General features: G+C 64.1%; 15 protein-coding genes. 7 read left to right on the top strand and 8 right to left on the bottom strand.

The window, feature by feature from the left end; all coding sequences use genetic code 11:
* Positions 1 to 104: 104 nt before the first annotated feature.
* Complete coding sequence (locus B0G69_RS17785; protein WP_121319656.1) at positions 105 to 344, top strand: hypothetical protein; 240 nt, start codon at positions 105 to 107, stop codon at positions 342 to 344.
* A 746-nt stretch (positions 345 to 1,090) separates the two neighbouring features.
* Here B0G69_RS17785 and B0G69_RS17775 read toward each other — a convergent pair.
* Positions 1,091 to 2,095 carry a VacJ family lipoprotein gene (locus B0G69_RS17775; RefSeq protein ID WP_121319652.1) on the bottom strand — a complete coding sequence of 335 codons (1,005 nt, stop codon included), beginning with the start codon at positions 2,093 to 2,095 and terminating at the stop codon, positions 1,091 to 1,093.
* Positions 2,096 to 2,097: 2 nt separating this feature from the next.
* On the bottom strand, positions 2,098 to 4,713 hold the full coding sequence (locus B0G69_RS17770; protein WP_121319650.1) for an MMPL family transporter: 2,616 nt from the start codon (positions 4,711 to 4,713) through the stop codon (positions 2,098 to 2,100).
* A gap of 213 nt (positions 4,714 to 4,926) precedes the next feature.
* Between B0G69_RS17770 and B0G69_RS17765 the strand changes: the two genes are divergently transcribed.
* Positions 4,927 to 5,529: an ABC transporter substrate-binding protein gene (locus B0G69_RS17765; protein ID WP_121319648.1), complete on the top strand. Its 603-nt coding sequence runs from the start codon at positions 4,927 to 4,929 to the stop codon at positions 5,527 to 5,529.
* Between the two features lie 108 nt (positions 5,530 to 5,637).
* Here the strand turns inward: B0G69_RS17765 and hpnH are convergent, their stop codons facing one another.
* Together hpnH and ispH are read right to left on the bottom strand one after the other, a co-directional pair.
* The gene (gene hpnH, locus B0G69_RS17760) at positions 5,638 to 6,789 is read right to left on the bottom strand and encodes an adenosyl-hopene transferase HpnH (RefSeq protein ID WP_121319646.1); all 1,152 of its coding nucleotides are present in this window, start codon (positions 6,787 to 6,789) and stop codon (positions 5,638 to 5,640) included.
* Positions 6,790 to 6,799: 10 nt separating this feature from the next.
* Entirely contained in the window at positions 6,800 to 7,744 is a 945-nt protein-coding gene (ispH, locus tag B0G69_RS17755) for a 4-hydroxy-3-methylbut-2-enyl diphosphate reductase (RefSeq protein WP_121319644.1), read from the bottom strand.
* 334 nt (positions 7,745 to 8,078) lie between these two features.
* On the opposite strand from ispH, the gene hpnC reads away from it, so the two are divergent.
* On the top strand, positions 8,079 to 8,945 hold the full coding sequence (gene hpnC / locus B0G69_RS17750) for a squalene synthase HpnC (protein WP_121323757.1): 867 nt from the start codon (positions 8,079 to 8,081) through the stop codon (positions 8,943 to 8,945).
* The gene (locus tag B0G69_RS17745) at positions 8,945 to 10,117 is read left to right on the top strand and encodes a glycosyltransferase (RefSeq protein ID WP_121319642.1); all 1,173 of its coding nucleotides are present in this window, start codon (positions 8,945 to 8,947) and stop codon (positions 10,115 to 10,117) included. The genes hpnC and B0G69_RS17745 overlap by 1 nt, the downstream gene beginning before the upstream one ends.
* A gap of 60 nt (positions 10,118 to 10,177) precedes the next feature.
* Here the strand turns inward: B0G69_RS17745 and B0G69_RS17740 are convergent, their stop codons facing one another.
* Positions 10,178 to 10,774: a hypothetical protein gene (locus tag B0G69_RS17740; RefSeq protein ID WP_121319640.1), complete on the bottom strand. Its 597-nt coding sequence runs from the start codon at positions 10,772 to 10,774 to the stop codon at positions 10,178 to 10,180.
* A 142-nt stretch (positions 10,775 to 10,916) separates the two neighbouring features.
* Positions 10,917 to 11,927 (bottom strand): hopanoid-associated sugar epimerase, encoded by a 1,011-nt coding sequence (gene hpnA / locus B0G69_RS17735; RefSeq protein ID WP_121319637.1) that lies wholly within the window; start codon positions 11,925 to 11,927, stop codon positions 10,917 to 10,919.
* A gap of 173 nt (positions 11,928 to 12,100) precedes the next feature.
* On the opposite strand from hpnA, the gene B0G69_RS17730 reads away from it, so the two are divergent.
* Positions 12,101 to 12,394, top strand: coding sequence for an acylphosphatase (locus tag B0G69_RS17730; protein ID WP_121319635.1), 294 nt, complete (start codon positions 12,101 to 12,103; stop codon positions 12,392 to 12,394).
* 79 nt (positions 12,395 to 12,473) lie between these two features.
* Here the strand turns inward: B0G69_RS17730 and egtD are convergent, their stop codons facing one another.
* A complete protein-coding gene (egtD, locus tag B0G69_RS17725) occupies positions 12,474 to 13,454 on the bottom strand; it encodes an L-histidine N(alpha)-methyltransferase (RefSeq protein ID WP_121319633.1) in 981 nt (326 codons plus the stop codon).
* A 552-nt stretch (positions 13,455 to 14,006) separates the two neighbouring features.
* Between egtD and rarD the strand changes: the two genes are divergently transcribed.
* Positions 14,007 to 14,903, top strand: coding sequence for an EamA family transporter RarD (gene rarD / locus B0G69_RS17720; RefSeq protein WP_121319632.1), 897 nt, complete (start codon positions 14,007 to 14,009; stop codon positions 14,901 to 14,903).
* 45 nt (positions 14,904 to 14,948) lie between these two features.
* On the opposite strand, the gene B0G69_RS17715 is transcribed toward rarD, so the two are convergent.
* Positions 14,949 to 15,488 carry an Mpo1-like protein gene (locus B0G69_RS17715; RefSeq protein ID WP_121319630.1) on the bottom strand — a complete coding sequence of 180 codons (540 nt, stop codon included), beginning with the start codon at positions 15,486 to 15,488 and terminating at the stop codon, positions 14,949 to 14,951.
* A gap of 91 nt (positions 15,489 to 15,579) precedes the next feature.
* Between B0G69_RS17715 and B0G69_RS17710 the strand changes: the two genes are divergently transcribed.
* A complete protein-coding gene (locus B0G69_RS17710; protein ID WP_121319628.1) occupies positions 15,580 to 16,293 on the top strand; it encodes a Crp/Fnr family transcriptional regulator in 714 nt (237 codons plus the stop codon).
* The last annotated feature ends 31 nt before the right edge of the window (positions 16,294 to 16,324 follow it).

The raw sequence follows: 16,324 nt of genomic DNA, 5'->3' as shown, positions 1-16,324 counted from the left end.
ATCGAGCGTCTGATTGATGCCCGGTGATTTGCTGCAATGCACCTACCGCATCGCGACCAACATGCTAGGATTTCTGCGTACAACGCAGGCGTCAGGAGGGTGGCATGGACGGCTTCGTCAGGCATCAAATAGAAGGTGCGTCCGTCGACATCGACGTGATACCGGCTACGCCACGTGGCTACTGCGCGCGCTTTCGCATCTTCCGTGACACGTCTGATAACCCGGAGTGGCACCGAGTGCATGTGTCGGGCAGTGTGTTCGATACGGCCGAGCAAGCGGAGGAAGCGGCCAGGTCGATGGCGCTCGAACGGGTGCTGGCGGGGGCGGCTAAGCCGCACCCATGAAAATTGCCGACCAACGGTCGGCAATTGAGTCTCTTGCGGTCCAGGACACGCTCTCGGCGGGGGACGCCGACGCCATACGCACGGCGCGCAGGTGCTACGAAATCGGAGGTGGTGACCAGTTTGTCAGCGCGGCGGGAACGCTCATTCCCCCCGGTGTCCCCAGGAGGCACGCCTGCTGTTTTGTCAGTCACCTACGGACGACGCGTATCCGTCCGCGCCCGAAGCGTGCCCGGGACCAGGCTCGTGCCGGTCTGGGCCGTCACGGAAAGTGACGGCTGAGCTGCGACCAGTTGTCGAATGGAATTCAATTGAGATGCGAGTTCTTGTTTGTACCAGTCCGGCGCCGTATTGCTAATAAAGGGCTCCCGAAAAGACCTTCATCACCACCATGAGTTATCAGCAAGCCAACGTCTTGCTTTAGAGTGCGCATACTTCCATGCAGCGTCCCAACCCGAATGCATAGACTTGCGCGAACTTCGCGGCTATGGATTCGGAGCGGGCAAGAATGGCACCCGCCTATAATGACTATCACAGAGGCGGATAGCCTGCATTGAGGCCGAGTTGACCGGCTCCGGTGTCGGCAGGAGTCGCGGCGGGGGGCGCTGCGCCGCATACTGAAGTGATGCGGCATTCCTGTTCGGTGGAGTGGCCAGCGTCTAGCTAGTTTTTACGGGACGCCCGTTCTGGGCGTCCCGCAGCGCGTTCGTACGTCCGCGGCGCTTTTCCCACCTCTCATCTTTCCTGCGTTATTGCGCGACCGGTGCCGCAGCCGGCTGTTTGTCGTCGGCCGGGCTGGATTGAGGCGACGGCGCCGGTGTGGCGGACGCAGGCGCCGGGGCCGTCGCGGGCGCGGCCGGCTCTGCGCCCGCTGCGCCGCTGGCCGGCGTGTCGCCCGGATCGGTGTAGTTGGGCACGCCTGCCGGTGCGCCCGTGGCCGCCCCGGAGGCCGCATTCGGGGCGTCGGCTGCGTCACCCGGGTCGGCGTAGTTCGGCAAGCCTACCGGTGCGCCGGCAGCGGGCGCTGCCGCGCCCGAGTCGCCCTGGTCGTCGTAATTCGGCAGCGGCGTGGCGTTGCCGCTTGTACCGCGCAGTCGCGCGCGGCGCTGCTGCGTGTACGCGTCGCGCACGAACGAGTATTTGTCGAGCGCGGCTTGCTGCAGCAGATCGGTTGCGCCCAGCAGATCGGAGCGCACGCTCACGAACTGCAGCACGTACAGCGGATTGCGCACGGCCGGTTCCATATAGTTCAACGGATTGAACTTCACATCGACGATGAGGCCCATGCTGTCACGCACGGTGCTCGGCCCGAACAGCGGCAAAACCAGATACGGACCCGACGGAATGCCCCAGTGCCCGAGCGTCAAGCCGAAGTCCTGATGGTGCTTGGGCAGACCGGCGGGCGTTGCCCAGTCGAGCAGGCCGCCGATACCAAAGACGGAGTTGAACGCGAAGCGCATGATGTCTTCCGTCGCGTCGGTGAACTTCAATTGCAGCAGTGCATTGGCGGCGTTGGTCAGATCGCCGAGGTTCGAGAAGAAGTTGCTGACCGCCGTGCGCAACGGCTGCGGCGTCACCTTCTGATAACCCTTCGCGACGGGCACGGCGACATAGCGGTCGACCCCGTCGTTGAAATTGAACACGGCCCGGTTCATCGGTTCGAACGGGTCGCCGGGCTTGCGGTCGGGCCCGGTCGCACAACCGGAGATCAGACCCGTAGCGGCGAGCGCCAGCGCGGTGTTACGCAGCATCATGCTTATATTCCTTTTTGCTTCGCGCGACGTTGGCGCGGCTTGCCCATGAGCACAGGTTGAAACACCACGGCACCGATCAGCGTGCAGAACAGCGACAGCGCCAGCAGCCGTCCCATGCTGGACGTTCCCGGGTGGTGCGACAGCCAGAGGCTACCAAACGCGGTCGCCGTTGTCGCCGCGCTGAACAGTACTGCGTGCGTCAGGCTCGACTGCAGCAGGCCGGTCTGGCCGTTGCGCCACGCCATCACGAAGTAGATCTTGAAAGCGACCCCGACGCCAAGCATCAGCGGCAGCGCGATGATATTCGCAAAGTTGAGCGGCATGCCGAACACCACGCACAGCTCGAGCGTGACGAGCGCGGAGACCAGCAGCGGTAGGAGCGTGCGCAGCACGTCGCCGATCCGCCGCAGCGCGATCCACAGCAGGATGGCAATCGACAGCAGCGCATAGCAGGCCGCTTGCAGGAACGCCTTGATGATCGTGTCGGCCGAGTGCAGGATCGAAATCGGCCCGCCGATCGCGCCCGGCTCCGCCTTCTTCACCGCGTGGGCGAAGCGGGCGAGCATCGCGTCGTCGCCGGGATCGGTGCCGGGTTTGACCTTCGGCGCGATGTCGACGAGGGCGCGGCCGTCCTTCGATACCCACGCAGCGGAGATGGCCTTGGGGAGGTTCTCGCGGGTGATTTCGGTCGGCTGCAGCAGGTTTTCCAATTGCTTTAACGCGATGCGCAGCGTCTGCGACATCGCAGTTTCGGCGCGCTCGCGTGTGGCGACGTCGGCGGCGGCGAGTTTTTGCAGCGTCGCCGACAAATGCTGGGCTTCGGCGGCGCCCGGGCCGGGGTGATCCTCGGCGGCGAGCGAGAGCTGGTTCGCCGCGCGCTTGAGCGCGGCGACACGCACCTCATCGGTGGCCTGCTGCGCGGGTTGCTGCTGCAGCGCGGGCAGCAGTTGCTGCGCGGCGCTCGCGATCAGCATCATCTTCTGCTGCTGCTCGGTCGGGACGAACGTGTTCAGCGTAGTGACGCGGCCCACTTCCGGCAACGCTCGCAAGCGCTCGGCCATGCGCTCGGCCTCGTCGAGCGACGACGCCAGCGCATGCACGTTGTTGACCGAGGCTTCCGGCGAATCCTTCAGCGACAGCAGCGTCGCCATCGATTCCGTATGCGGGTCCTTCAGATGCAGCGGGTTGAAGTCGAAGCGTAAATGCGTAAGCAGCGGCGTCGCGCCGATCACGACGATCAGCGTGCCGATCAGCACCGGGCGGCGGTGATGGTCGAGGAAATCGTCGACGGGCGCGAGTTGCTTGAAGCCCGGCGAGCCGGTTTCGCCCGGTGGATTGAAGACTTTCAGCAGGGCCGGCAGCAGCGTCATGTTGGTGAAATACGCGACGAACATGCCGACGCCGGCAATCTGCCCCAGTTCCGACACGCCGCGATACGCGGTCGGCAGGAACGAGAAGAAGCTGAGCGCGACCGCCACCGCCGCGAGCGTCAGCGGCACGCCGATGCTGTGCGCGGTGTGCATCAGCGCGGCGGACAGCCGGTTGTCGCGGTTGCGCTCCTCGCGGTACTTGACGCCGAACTGCACGCCGAAATCGACCCCGAGGCCGATGAACAGCACCATGAAGGCGACCGAAATCATGTTGAGTGCGCCGACCATCAGCAGGCCGAGCGCGGCGGTAATGGCGAGTCCGACGAACAGCGTGATGAACACGGCGGCGATCATGCGGCCCGAGCGCAGTGCGAGCCACAGAATCACCAGCACGACGATGAACGTGCCGATGCCGTTGAGCACCGCACCGTCCTGGACCGACGCGAACTCTTCGTCGGCGAGCGGCTGTTCGCCGGTCAGCCGGACCGTTGCGCCGTAGCGCGCGTCGAGGTGCAGCGACGCGGCCGTGTCGCGGATCGCTTTCGATGCGCTCGCCCCCGGTTGCAGCGCGTCATAGTTGACGACCGGTTGCACGATCACGAACGCGCGGGCCGGATCGGTGGCGGCGCTTTTGTCGACCAGCGCGCGCCACGAGAATGCCGCGGGCTTGCCGGCCAGCACGAGATCGAGCGTGTTCGCGCTTTGCGACAGCAGGTGGCTCATGTCGGCGAGCTTCACCTGACCGAGTTGGAGCGGCAGCAGCAGGCTCGTGGTGAGCGTCCCGGCGAGGCCGGTCAGGCTCGGATCGTGGGCGAGGGCGTTCACGAGCGGGCGCGACTGGACGAGCTGCGAGGTGGTGGACATCACCTCGTCAGTGGACAGGAACAGCAGGCCGTTGTGTTCGAAGAACGGCCCGCCGGCGGGCTGCGAAACGGCGACGAATTCCTTCGTATCGGCTTTGAGCGCGGCTGTCAGCGCGTTGGCGGCGGCGTCGGCGAATTCCGGCGCACGCGCTTCGACCACCACGAGCACGGTGTCGCCGCGATCGGGGAAGGCCTGGCTCAGCGCGTTTTCGAGCGCCGTCCATTGCTTGTCGGTTTCGATCAGACGGCTGATGTCCGTGTTGATCTTGAAGTTATGCACAACATAGAAGCTGCTCAGAACGGCGAGCACGAGCGACAGTGCGATGACCCTGTACGGATGGCGCACCGAAGAGGCGACGAGACGGACAATAGATGACTTCAGCATGTAGGCGAACGTAGCCTTATCACGGATGTTGTTTTTAACGAAAGTGCACAAGTATACAGAGCCCGAGCGCTCTAACCCGACTTCGGTAGCAAGTACGGCTCCCGCAAGGGCTTTCAGGGGCGGGAACGCATTGTCGATATACTGGTCTATCCTGCTTTCGCCTTGGGCTCGCAAGCCTGTCGGCGCTTACTTTTCTCAGGTCCTGACGAACGTATGAAACGTTATCTGTCTGCTTTTCTGGCGGCGGCCGTGGTGTCCACGGCGGCCTACGCGCAAACTGCGCCCGATGCGGTCGTAAAAAGTGCCGTCGAAGGCACGGTTGCCGCGATGAAGGCCGACCCCCAGGCGCGCGGCGGCGACATGGCGAAGATCACCGGTCTGGTCCAGACGCGCTTCGTGCCGGCCACCGACTTCCAGCGCACCACGCGCATCGCGGTCGGCAAGGCATGGGCGACCGCCACCCCTGAACAGCAGAAGCAGCTGTACGAGCAGTTTACGCTGCTGCTGGTACGCACTTATGCCGCGTCGCTTTCGCAATTGCGCGACCAGGACGTGAAGTTCAAATTCCAGCCGGTGAACGTGCCGGCCGGCGCGACGGACGTCGTCGTGCAGTCGCACGTCATCAGCAACGGGGGTGACGATGCGATCGACTACCGGCTGACCAAGGGCCCATCCGGCTGGAAGATTTACGACATCAACATGATGGGCGCGTGGCTGATCCAGGTGTACCAGACTCAGTTCGCCGATCAGATCGCCAAAGGCGGGATCGACGGGCTGATCAAGTTCCTGACCGCGCATAACGCGCGCGGCGCCTGACGCCCAACTGATACAAGGCCGCAAAAGAAAAAGCGCGGTGGCCATCTGGCCACCGCGCTTTTTTGTCGGGCACAATCCGGGACGGCGCGAGGCCGCCTCATTGACTCATCAGTGCGCGGTTGCCGTCTGCACCTTCTTGCCCTTGCCGCTGCGCTGAATCTCGTCGAGCTTGATCTCGACGTGACGCGAGAACACGTATTCAGCCGGGCGCTGCTTGCCCAAAGGAATGTCCTTCGCGAAAGCGCCCGTGGTCTTCGGACCACGCAGGCTCACCCTCAACGCCTTCAGCGGATGCGCAACCGTATCCATCACGGCGGTCGCTTCGAAGCCGCAGTGCACCATGCAGTCGGCGCACTTTTCGTAGTTGCCCGTGCCGTATTTTTCCCACTCCGTGGTTTCCATCAGCTCCTTGAAGGTCTTCACATAACCTTCGCCGACCAGATAGCACGGTTTTTGCCAGCCGAACACGGTACGCGCCGGGTTGCCCCACGGCGTGCATTCATACGTCTGATTGCCGGCCAGGAAGTCGAGGAACATGCCCGACTGGCTGAACGACCAGTTCTTGCCATTGTTGCCGCGCTTGAAAATTTCGCGGAACAGATGCTTGGTCTTGTCGCGGTTCAGGAAGTGCTGCTGGTCCGGCGCGCGTTCGTACGCGTAACCCGGCGAAACTGTGATGCCGTCCACGCCCATCGGGCCCAGCGTGTCGAAGAACGCGGCGACGCGTTCCGGCACTGCGTCGTTGAACAGCGTGCAGTTGATGTTCACGCGAAAGCCCCGGCGCTTCGCTTCGCGAATCGCGGCCACCGCCTTTTCGTACACGCCTTCCTGCGACACCGAGTGATCGTGTGCTTCCTTGTCGCCGTCGAGGTGAACGGACCAGACGAAATACGGATTCGGCTCGTAGTCGTCCATCTTCTTTTCCATCAGCAGTGCGTTCGTGCACAGGTACACGAACTTCTTGCGCGCGATGATGCCCTTCACGATCTGCGGCATTTCCTTGTGCAGCAGCGGCTCGCCCCCGGCGATCGACACCACGGGCGCGCCGCATTCGTCGACGGCGCCGAGGCACTCTTCCAGCGACAGACGCTGGTTCAGGATGGGGTCCGGATAGTCGATCTTGCCGCAGCCGTTGCAGGCGAGATTACAGCGGAACAGCGGCTCCAGCATCAGGGCAAGCGGGTAGCGTTTGTTGCCGGAGAAGTGCTGACGCATGATGTATGCGCCGACCCGGACTTTCTGCAGCATCGGAATAGACAAAATGTCCTCCTTAAACTTCGCGTGCGGCCAGGGGTTGCATCAGCTTCGATGGCAACTTGAACTCGACCTTTTCTTCACGGCCCGCCATCGTCGTGACATCGACGGGGCCCAATGCGCTCAGCGCATCGATGACGTTCTTGACCATCTCTTCCGGCGCCGACGCACCGGCCGTGATGCCGACGGTCTGCACGTTGGCAAACCATTCCGGCTTCACTTCCGAACCGTCGGCGACGAGGTAGCTCGCCACGCCGCTTTCGCTGCCGATCTCGCGCAGCCGGTTCGAGTTGGAACTGTTGGTCGCGCCCACCACCAGCAGCACGTCGACCTGCTTGCTCAACTCGCGCACCGCTGCCTGGCGGTTTTGCGTCGCGTAGCAGATGTCGCGCGTATCGGGGCCGACGATGTTGGTGAACCGGCGCAGCAGCGCGTCGATGATGCCGCGCGTGTCGTCCACCGACAGCGTGGTCTGCGTGACATACGCGAGCGGCGTGTCGAGCGGCAGGTCCAGATGCGCGACCTCGGCCTCGCTCTGCACCAGCAGCACCTTGCCGGGGATCTGACCAATCGTGCCTTCCACTTCGGGATGCCCCGCGTGGCCGATCAGGATCAGCGTGCGCCCGGCGCCGACATATTGACGGCCTTGCACATGTACTTTGGTGACGAGCGGGCAGGTGGCGTCGAGCACGTCGAGACCGCGCGCTTCTGCATCCCGTTCGACGGTTTGGGCAACGCCATGCGCGCTGAAAATCGCCACGGCGCCTTGTGGCACTTCATCGAGCTCCTCGACGAAGCGCGCGCCTTTCTGACGCAGATTGTCGACCACGTGGCGATTGTGGACGATCTCGTGACGGACATACACGGGCGCGCCGTGTTGCTGTAACGCGCGATCGACGATTTCGATTGCGCGAACAACACCCGCACAAAAGCCGCGGGGCTGAGCAAGGATGACTCGCATAGGTTGGCGAACTCCGACTGACGCGGGTCCCGAAGAAGTCCGTAACTCTGACTTTATCGCCGCGACCATCTAATTAGTTGACGTCTTGAGGCCCGGCGACGGGCCGGTACAGCAAAACCAAACGCGCATTCTAACGCTATCAGGCCAGCTTTGCTTTTGGCGCGCCCTTGTGTGGGGCGCCTGCCGCAGCCGCGGCCTGCCTTGCGGGGCCGCGCGGATGGTGCATGCGGTAATGATTGCACGCTGCACCGGTTGGACGGAACCCTTAAACTACAAGGTTCCTGCGGAGCGCATCAGCGATGCCGCATTACAGAATGGTTTCGAGGCTCGCTGGATGGACGTCGATCAGTACGAAAATTTTCCGGTCCCGAGCGTGCTGCTGCCGAAGGCGCTGCGCGCGCCAGTCGATATTATCTATCAGGTTGTCCGCACCGCGGCCGATATTGCCGACGAAGGCGACTGGAGCGCCGTCGAGCGGCATGCCCGTCTCGCCGATCTCCGGGCGGGCCTCGACGCGGTGGCGCAGCGGCGTGCGGCGCCGGTTCATCCGCTGCTGTTCGGCAAACTCGCTGGCGTGGTGGCTCAATATAAACTGCCGCTCGCGCCATTTTACGAGTTGCTCGACGCCTGTGCGCAGGACATCGGCACCCGCCGTTACGGCGACCGTGCGGCGCTGCTCGACTATTGCCGCCGTTCGGCGAACCCGCTCGGGCACCTGATGCTGCATCTGGTGGACGCGGCCACGCCGGACAATCTCGCCGACGCCGACGCAATCTGCACGGCGTCGCAACTGATCAGCTTCTGGCTGGACGTCGCCGCCGACTGGAAAAGAGACCGCGTGTATCTGCCGCTCGCGGATCTGCGGCGCTTTGGTGTGACCGAGGCGCAGATCGCCAACGGCATCGTCGACAACGCCTGGCAGGCGCTGATGACGCACGAAGTGTCATTCGTGCGGGACATGCTGGTGCGCAGCGCGCCGCTCGCGTTGCGGATTCCGGGGCGGCTCGGCATCGAGTTGTGCGTCGCCGTGCATGGCGGGCTGCGCTTTCTCGAGCGAATCGAGAAGGCGGGCTACGACGTGTTTCGCGAGCGTCCGGTGCTTGGCACATTTGACTGGTGCGTGGTCGCGCTGCGCGCGGTGGTGATGCGGCTGTCGCGGCGCGTTGGCGTACAGGCGCAATCAATCGAGGGTAAAGCTTAATGGCGGCGGTTCTGTTTGTTCTTTCGTGTGTTTCCCTGCTGATCTGGGGCGTGCTGCTGCTCGGGCGCGGCGGCTTCTGGCGGGCGCGTCCCGCCGCGCCGCTGACTGTCGCGCCGCGCGCGACGTGGCCCGCGGTAGCCGCCGTGGTGCCGGCCCGCAATGAGGTCGACGTGATCGCCGAGGCGGTCACGACGCTGCTGCAGCAAGACTATGCCGGCGCGTTTCACGTGATCGTCGTCGACGACCACAGCACCGACGGTACCGCCGACGCCGCGCGCGCGGCCGCGCTGCACCTGCAGTGCCCGGACCGGCTGACCGTGTTGAGCGCGAAGCCGCTGCCGCCGGGCTGGTCCGGCAAGGTATGGGCACAGTCGCAGGGTATCGAGGCGGTGCGCATGCTCGGCCTGCCCGCCGATTTCCTGCTGCTCACCGACGCCGACATCGGCCATCCCACGGACGCGCTCAAGCAGCTCGTCGCCCGCGCGGACGTGGAAAAGCGCGATCTGGTCTCGCTGATGGTGCGTCTGCGCTGCGATTCGTTCTGGGAGAAGGCGCTGATCCCGGCCTTCGTGTTCTTCTTCGCGAAGCTGTACCCGTTCGCATGGGTCAACAACCCGCGCAATCGCACCGCGGCGGCGGCGGGCGGCTGCATGCTGGTGCGACGCAGCGCGCTGGAAGAGGCCGGCGGCATCGAGTCGATCCGCGCCGAACTGATCGACGATTGCAGCCTGGCCGCACGCATCAAACACCGCGGCACGGGACGTCATCCGATCCGGCTGGATGTGGCGGCGCGTAGCGTGTCGCTGCGTCCGTACGATAGCTGGCGCGAGATCTGGAACATGATCGCGCGTACCGCCTTCACGCAGTTGCATTACTCGCCGCTGCTGCTGGCAGGCACGCTGGCCGGCATGACGATCATCTATCTGATGCCGCCCGTCGCCGCGCTGGTGCTCGGTCCGTTGGGCTGGCCCGCGTGGCTCGCGTGGGCGGCGATGTGTTGCGCGTATGCGCCGATGCTCCGCTACTATCGCCGCTCGCCGTTGTGGGCGCCGTTTCTGCCGCTGGTAGCGCTGTTTTATGTCGGCGCGACGTTTGCGTCGGCGGTGCGTTACTGGCGCGGCAAGGGCGGTCAGTGGAAGGCGCGCGTTCAGGCGCCGGTGCAGGAGCGTTGACGCGGCGCGGTTGAATCGATTGGACGAAAAAAAGCGGCGCTACGGCGCCGCTTTTTTATTTCACTGAGTCAGCAGCATGTAGAGCTGAATCACCACGTCGGGTGAAAACTGGAACGGCACCCAGCCGTGACCGGTATGGCGCATCACCAGCAGGCGGTCGCCGTTCGACTGCTTCTGCACGGCCATGACGGGGTTCTTCGTCGAGACGAATTGCCAGCCCGGCGGGATGCCCGGCGGCTGCTCGAGCGTCATCGACGCGCGCGCGTTCGACAATTCCTCGATCAGTCGGCCGATCTGATCCGGGCGCAGCGCAACCATCTGGTTGCCGATCTTCATCGTGATCTCGTCCTGCGACGGGCGATCGATTTCCAGCGTCGGCTGGAGTTGCACGGCCGGCTGTTCCGCCGGCGGCTCGCCGGCCGGTTCGGGCGCGGGCTCGCCGGAGACCGGCGCATTGTCCTCGACGAGGGCGGGCGCGGCCGTCTCAGGCGCAACCGTCTGCGACGTGTATTCGGGCGCGACGTCCTCCGCAGGCGCGCGCTGCGCTGCGTTCTGTGCGGATGTCTCGGGGATGTTTTCGGGCTGCTGGGCCACGACAGCCTGAATGAGCTGATCGACGCCCATTTCCAGCGCGCCGAGCTGTTCGTGAAGATTCATGCGAGGTTTCTCTGGTAAGACCCGCGATTTTACCTGCTGCGCGTAGGCTTTGACCTGTCGCGGACACGGGACTTGTAACAAAATGCTTACGGCCGCACCGGATCATCCGGTGCGGCGCGAGGGCCGAGCTTGATGCGGCGGGTCACGGCTTCAGGTAGCCGGCCTCGCGGAACCATTCGAGCGCGTCGCTCAAACCTTCGCGATACGGCCGCGCGCGATAGCCGAGTTCGCGTTCCGCCTTCGCCGAGGTGAAGTACATCTTGTTCTTCGACATCTTCAGGCCGTCGACGGTGACGAACGGTTCGCGTTTCGTGATCTTCGCGACCGCTTCGGCGCCCATCGCGAGCGGATAGAGCGGCCAGCGCGGCAAGCTGAGTGTCGGTGCCTTGCGGCCGGTCAGTGCGGCGATGTCCGCGAGCATCTGCTGAAGCAGCAGATTTTCGCCGCCGAGAATATAGCGCTCGCCGATCTTGCCGCGTTCGAGCGCGAGAAAGTGGCCGGCCGCGACGTCGTCCACGTGCACGAGGTTCAGGCCGGTATCGACGAACGCAGGAATCTTGCCGAGCGCCGCCTCGACGATGATGCGCCCGGTCGGTGTCGGCTTGACGTCGCGCGGGCCGATCGGCGTGGACGGATTGACGATCACCGCCGGCAGCCCGTCCTCGGCGATCATCCGCTCCACCGCGCGCTCGGCCAGCACCTTGCTGCGCTTGTACACGCCGATTGCCTGGTCGGCTTTGAGCGGCGAGGTTTCGTCGGCGGACTGGCCCGAACTCGTCACCTTGAGCGTCGCCACGCTACTCGTGTAGACGATGCGTTCGACGCCTTCCTTCAGCGCCGCGCGCATGGTCGCCTCGGTGCCTTCGAGGTTCGAGCGCTCGATCTCGCTCGGGTCCGGCGCCCACAGCCGGTAGTCGGCCGCCACGTGCAGCAGATAGCGCACGCCGCGCAGCGCGTTGCGCATCGACGCTTCGTCGCGCATGTCGCCGACGACGATCTCCGCGTCCAGCGCCTCGACGTTCTGGCGCGAACTGGTGGCGCGCACCAGCACGCGCACCTTGAAGCCCTTCTGTTGCGCGATGCGCGCCACCGACGAGCCGACGAAGCCGGAAGCGCCGGTCACGAGCACGAGGTCGCGATTCTGTTCGGTCATTCTGTTTCCATTTCCTGCATGACAGTCGACGGATTGTACGTGGCGCGCACGCCGTATGGCGCGCCGCGAGCCTCGAACGGCAGCGAAGAGTCCGTCGAACCTGCACGAGGTCGAGCAGCCTCGCCGCGACGCGACTAGAATGCCGGCTTGAAAGATTGTGAGGAGAAGACGGCATGGCCCCGGATCTCGATCAGCGGATCGAAACGTATCACGTGCACGTACGCGGCTTGGTGCAGGGCGTCGGCTTTCGCCACGCGACAGTGCGGCAGGCGCACGCGCTCGGCATCAAGGGATGGGTCGCGAACCTCGACGACGGTTCCGTCGAAGCGATGCTGCAGGGTCCGGCCAATCAGGTCGACCGGATGCTGTCGTGGCTGCGTCACGGGCCGCCGGCGGCCCGCGTGACGGAAGTGAGCGGCGAAGAGCGCTCGACGGAAAAGCGCTACGAGCGTTTCGAGCAGCACTGAGCGGAGCAGCGAAAAAAGGCGGCGCGCCATCGTGTTGATGGCGCGCCGCCTTTTTCGTTTGTGTCGAGACAGTCAGCGTTTATTGCGCCACCAGCAGGCTCTCCGCAAAGCCCCATTCGTCCTCGATCCACTGATGGCTGCACAGGAAGCCTGCACCGTCGGCAATCGCGGGCATCTCCTCCGCGCGATATTTGTGGCTGCTCTCGGTCCAGATCGTTTCGCCTTGTTTGAGCGACACCGTCAACTGCGCCGCGCCGATGCGCGCCGTGATATCGCGCTTCGCCCGCAGATGCATCTCGATGCTGCGCGCGTCGGGATTGAAGCGCGCGACGTGCTCGAACGCGTCGAGCGGCAAGTCGCCATCGAGTTCGCGGTTGATGCGCGCGAGCAGATTCAGATTGAACGACGCGGTCACGCCGATCGAATCGTCGTAGGCGGCCACCAGCACCGGCGTCGGCTTGATTAAATCTGTGCCGAGCAGCAATGCGTCGCCGGGCGCGAGCATGTTGCGGATTTCACGCAGAAAGCGCGTGGCCGCGAGTCTGCCGAAATTGCCGATGGTACTGCCGAGAAACAGAACGAGTAAGCGCTCGTCCGGTGCGCGCTGCTTGCTCACTTCGGCGAGACCGGCCAGATAGTCACGCTCATAGCCGACGATCGAAATCCGCTCGATGTCGCCGAGTTCGCGTCTGCAAAGCTGCAACGCACTGCGCGAAATTTCAATCGGGCAGTAAGAAGTGGGGCGCTTTTTACACAGTGCTTCAAGAATGCGCCGCGTTTTCCGGCCGCTGCCGCTGCCGAGTTCGGCGACGGTCACGTCATGCGGCAGATGCTCGACGATGTCCGCAGCGTGCTCTGCGAGCAGCCGTTCCTCGGCGCGCGTCACGCCATATTCGGGCAATACGGTGATCACTTCAAAGAGCGCGGAGCCCACTTCGTCGTACAGATATTTCGACGGCAGCTCTTTCTGCGGCGTGTGGGTGAGTCCCGCGCGCACGTCGGCGGCGAAGGCGGAGCGTAGGTCGGGCGACGCGTCGTGCGATAGGGCTGGCTGGGTCATGCTGGCTCCAGTAGTCATATTCGATGAGCGGGATTGCTGGCCGGGCGGCGCATGCGCGGTGAAACGACGCGAGCGCTGCATGCCGTGAGAGAGAAGGGCGGGCGAGTCTTTGCAGACCGCCTTTGCCGTTCCGGCTCGTTGATGCTGCGTGTGCTGTTGCGAACAGCGTGCAAGACTTCGTAGCAAGTTTCGCGCTTGAGTCGCTCGCGCAACTATGTAGAGCGCGGTCGATGAGACAGCGCGGCTTCGCCCGCCGCGCGTGAAGCTTATGTTCTAGTGCATCGACGCGCGATGCGCACGAACTAATTGCAGACGGTCGCCGGAAAAGCGCAAGCCCGTGGGATGAATAACCCGTCTAGAATGCCGGCTTGCGCCGTTCTTCGAAAACAAAAAACGCAGGGCTTGCCGATGTGCACTGCCCGGCTGTGAGACCTCATTGCCAATGACAACAACGAACACCGCACAAGCGGATGCTGCGCTGCAAACCGCTTCGCCTGAATCCGCCTCATATGCCGACGCGTTTGCCGCAGCGTTGACGCCATGAGCCGCGCGATGAACCAGTATGACCCAAAGCGCGGTATTGCGTTGTCGGTCGGCGCGTCCGCGATGTTCGCCTTGCTGTCCGCTTACGCAACGCTGCTCGCGCCGCTGAACGGCCTCGACATCTTTGCATGGCGTGTCATATGGACGGTGCCGGGTGCGCTGCTGCTGGTCGCGTTGCGCAAACGCCTGCCCATTCTCCGACGACTTCTTTACCGCATGGTGACCGAACCGAAGCTCTGCGCCGCGATGATCGCGAGCGCGGCGCTGCTCGGCGCGCAACTGTGGTTGTTTCTATGGGCGCCGCTGCATGGGCGGATGCTCGAAGTGTCGCTCGGCTATTTCCTGCTGCCGCTAACCATGGTGCTGGTGGGGCGCTTCTACTATCACGAGCGCCTCGACGCGTTGCAAGGGCTCGCCGTGCTCTGCGCGGCAGTGGGCGTCGGCCACGAACTGTGGGCGACGGGCGCGTTTTCGTGGCCGACGTTGCTGGTCGCGCTGGGCTATCCGCCGTACTTCGCGCTGCGCCGCAAAATCAACGAGGATTCGCTGGCGATGTTCACCGCCGAAATGGCGCTGCTACTGCCGGTGGCGATCGTGTGCATCGTCAGTGGCGGTTCGCTGACGACGATCGCCGGCCGCGTCGACATGTGGTGCCTTCTGTTGCCGGGCCTCGGCGCGTTGAGCACGATTGCGCTGGCTTCGTATCTGAAGGCGAGCCGCTTATTGCCGGTCGCATTGTTCGGCATCCTCGGTTATGTGGAACCGGTGTTGCTGGTGCTGGTGTCGATCACGCTGCTCGGTGAAACACTCAGCGCCGCGCAACTGGCGACTTATATTCCGATCTGGATCGCCGTGGCGTTGACGGCATTGCATGGTGTCCGTCTCGTCCGGCTCGCGCCGAATTGAACGGCGCCGGACACCGGCATCCGATGCGCACGGCGTTCCGGGCGCTCAGCGCGGCGCCGCTGGCCGCTTCGCATTGATGCGCGTCGGACCGACTTGCGCGTCGATCGCTTCGCGCAGATCGGGCCGCCAGCCGAAGCCGAACATCGCTTCCGCAAGAACGAACAGCGGTCCGATGAGCAGGCCGATCACATCGTCGACGAAGGCCGGCTTGCGATGCTCATACGCGACATGGCCGATGAACTGGAACACCCAGCCGATCACGAAAAGCCCAATGCCGGTAGCGAGCCACACAAGCGTGGATTGCGCGGCGAGCCACTCGCCGAACGCGACGCAAAGCGCCGACACGCAGGCCATCAGCACGCCGAGCGGCACATCGAGCATGAGGTAGTAGACGGTTGCCGCAGTGAACAGCAGCCATGCAGCCGATAACGTCACTGGCAGGAGGCCGGCGCCGAATGCAGGGCGGCTCAGCAACACGGCCAGCGCCAGCACGATCAGCGGAATGCCGACGAAGTGCGTGGCGATATTGCGCCGGTCGCGATGGTAGGCCGCGTATTGCGTCAGTTGTTGCGTCAGCGTTCTCATGGATGCCGCTCCTCGTTCAAAGTCAGCATAATCGCGGGCAACCTGATTTGAAACCATCGGGTAGCCGACAATCGCGCACGGATGCTGTCCTATGAGTGTGAGTTTTTCATCGAATGAGCTTGGCATGCGGCTTGGACGTAGTGCATGGTTTCGCTCGGCGCCCGCCGTGATGCAGGCGGAGTTGATCGAAACGGGGCGCGTCGAACGGCTTGCCGCCGGGCAACGGCTCTTTTCGCGCGGCGATGCCGACGACGGGCTCTATTGCGTGCTCGACGGCCTCATGAGAATCGGCGCGGCCAGTGCGATGGGCAAGGAAGCATTGCTCGCCGTCATCGAGCCGGTGAACTGGTTCGGCGAGATCGCGCTGTTCGACAACCGGCCGCGAACCCACGACGCGTATGCCGAACGCGATTCCGAACTGTTCCATGCGCCGCGTGCCGCACTCGTCGCGCTGCTTGAACGCAGACCCGCGTATTGGCATGTGTTCGGTTTGCTGCTGACGCAGAAGCTGCGCCTCGCGTTCGAGGCCATTGAGGAAGCCGCGTTGCTGCCTGCCGCGCAACGCGTCGCGCGCCGGCTGTTGCTGATGGCGGGCGGCTATGGCGAACCCGGCGCATTGCGGCGCGTGCTCAAGGTGCCGCAGGAAGATCTGGCGATGATGCTCGCGCTGTCCCGGCAGACGATCAACCAGGTGTTGAAGCAGTTCGAAACACAAGGCGCGTTGAAGCTGCGCTATGCGGAAATTGAAATTGCCGATGTGCGCCAACTCGGCATACTGGCGGACCTGGACATGGGGTCGCTTTGATTTTTCATCATATTCGGATACCTGAATAACG

This window comes from Paraburkholderia sp. RAU2J (assembly GCF_003634845.1).
Lineage (GTDB): Bacteria > Pseudomonadota > Gammaproteobacteria > Burkholderiales > Burkholderiaceae > Paraburkholderia > Paraburkholderia fynbosensis.
The sequence above is the reverse complement of the archived record's forward strand: the minus strand, read 5'-3'. Positions and strand labels throughout refer to the sequence as shown.

What these genes read in the sequence shown, in the direction of transcription:
- B0G69_RS17715 (WP_121319630.1), bottom strand. Translation starts at nt 15,488, where the DNA reads ATGAGAACGCTGACGCAACAACTGACGCAATACGCGGCCTACCATCGC.
- B0G69_RS17785 (WP_121319656.1), top strand. Translation starts at nt 105, where the DNA reads ATGGACGGCTTCGTCAGGCATCAAATAGAAGGTGCGTCCGTCGACATC.
- B0G69_RS17740 (WP_121319640.1), bottom strand. Translation starts at nt 10,774, where the DNA reads ATGAATCTTCACGAACAGCTCGGCGCGCTGGAAATGGGCGTCGATCAG.
- ispH (WP_121319644.1), bottom strand. Translation starts at nt 7,744, where the DNA reads ATGCGAGTCATCCTTGCTCAGCCCCGCGGCTTTTGTGCGGGTGTTGTT.
- hpnC (WP_121323757.1), top strand. Translation starts at nt 8,079, where the DNA reads ATGGACGTCGATCAGTACGAAAATTTTCCGGTCCCGAGCGTGCTGCTG.
- hpnA (WP_121319637.1), bottom strand. Translation starts at nt 11,927, where the DNA reads ATGACCGAACAGAATCGCGACCTCGTGCTCGTGACCGGCGCTTCCGGC.
- B0G69_RS17745 (WP_121319642.1), top strand. Translation starts at nt 8,945, where the DNA reads ATGGCGGCGGTTCTGTTTGTTCTTTCGTGTGTTTCCCTGCTGATCTGG.
- egtD (WP_121319633.1), bottom strand. Translation starts at nt 13,454, where the DNA reads ATGACCCAGCCAGCCCTATCGCACGACGCGTCGCCCGACCTACGCTCC.
- rarD (WP_121319632.1), top strand. Translation starts at nt 14,007, where the DNA reads ATGAACCAGTATGACCCAAAGCGCGGTATTGCGTTGTCGGTCGGCGCG.
- B0G69_RS17710 (WP_121319628.1), top strand. Translation starts at nt 15,580, where the DNA reads ATGAGTGTGAGTTTTTCATCGAATGAGCTTGGCATGCGGCTTGGACGT.
- B0G69_RS17775 (WP_121319652.1), bottom strand. Translation starts at nt 2,095, where the DNA reads ATGATGCTGCGTAACACCGCGCTGGCGCTCGCCGCTACGGGTCTGATC.
- B0G69_RS17765 (WP_121319648.1), top strand. Translation starts at nt 4,927, where the DNA reads ATGAAACGTTATCTGTCTGCTTTTCTGGCGGCGGCCGTGGTGTCCACG.
- B0G69_RS17770 (WP_121319650.1), bottom strand. Translation starts at nt 4,713, where the DNA reads ATGCTGAAGTCATCTATTGTCCGTCTCGTCGCCTCTTCGGTGCGCCAT.
- B0G69_RS17730 (WP_121319635.1), top strand. Translation starts at nt 12,101, where the DNA reads ATGGCCCCGGATCTCGATCAGCGGATCGAAACGTATCACGTGCACGTA.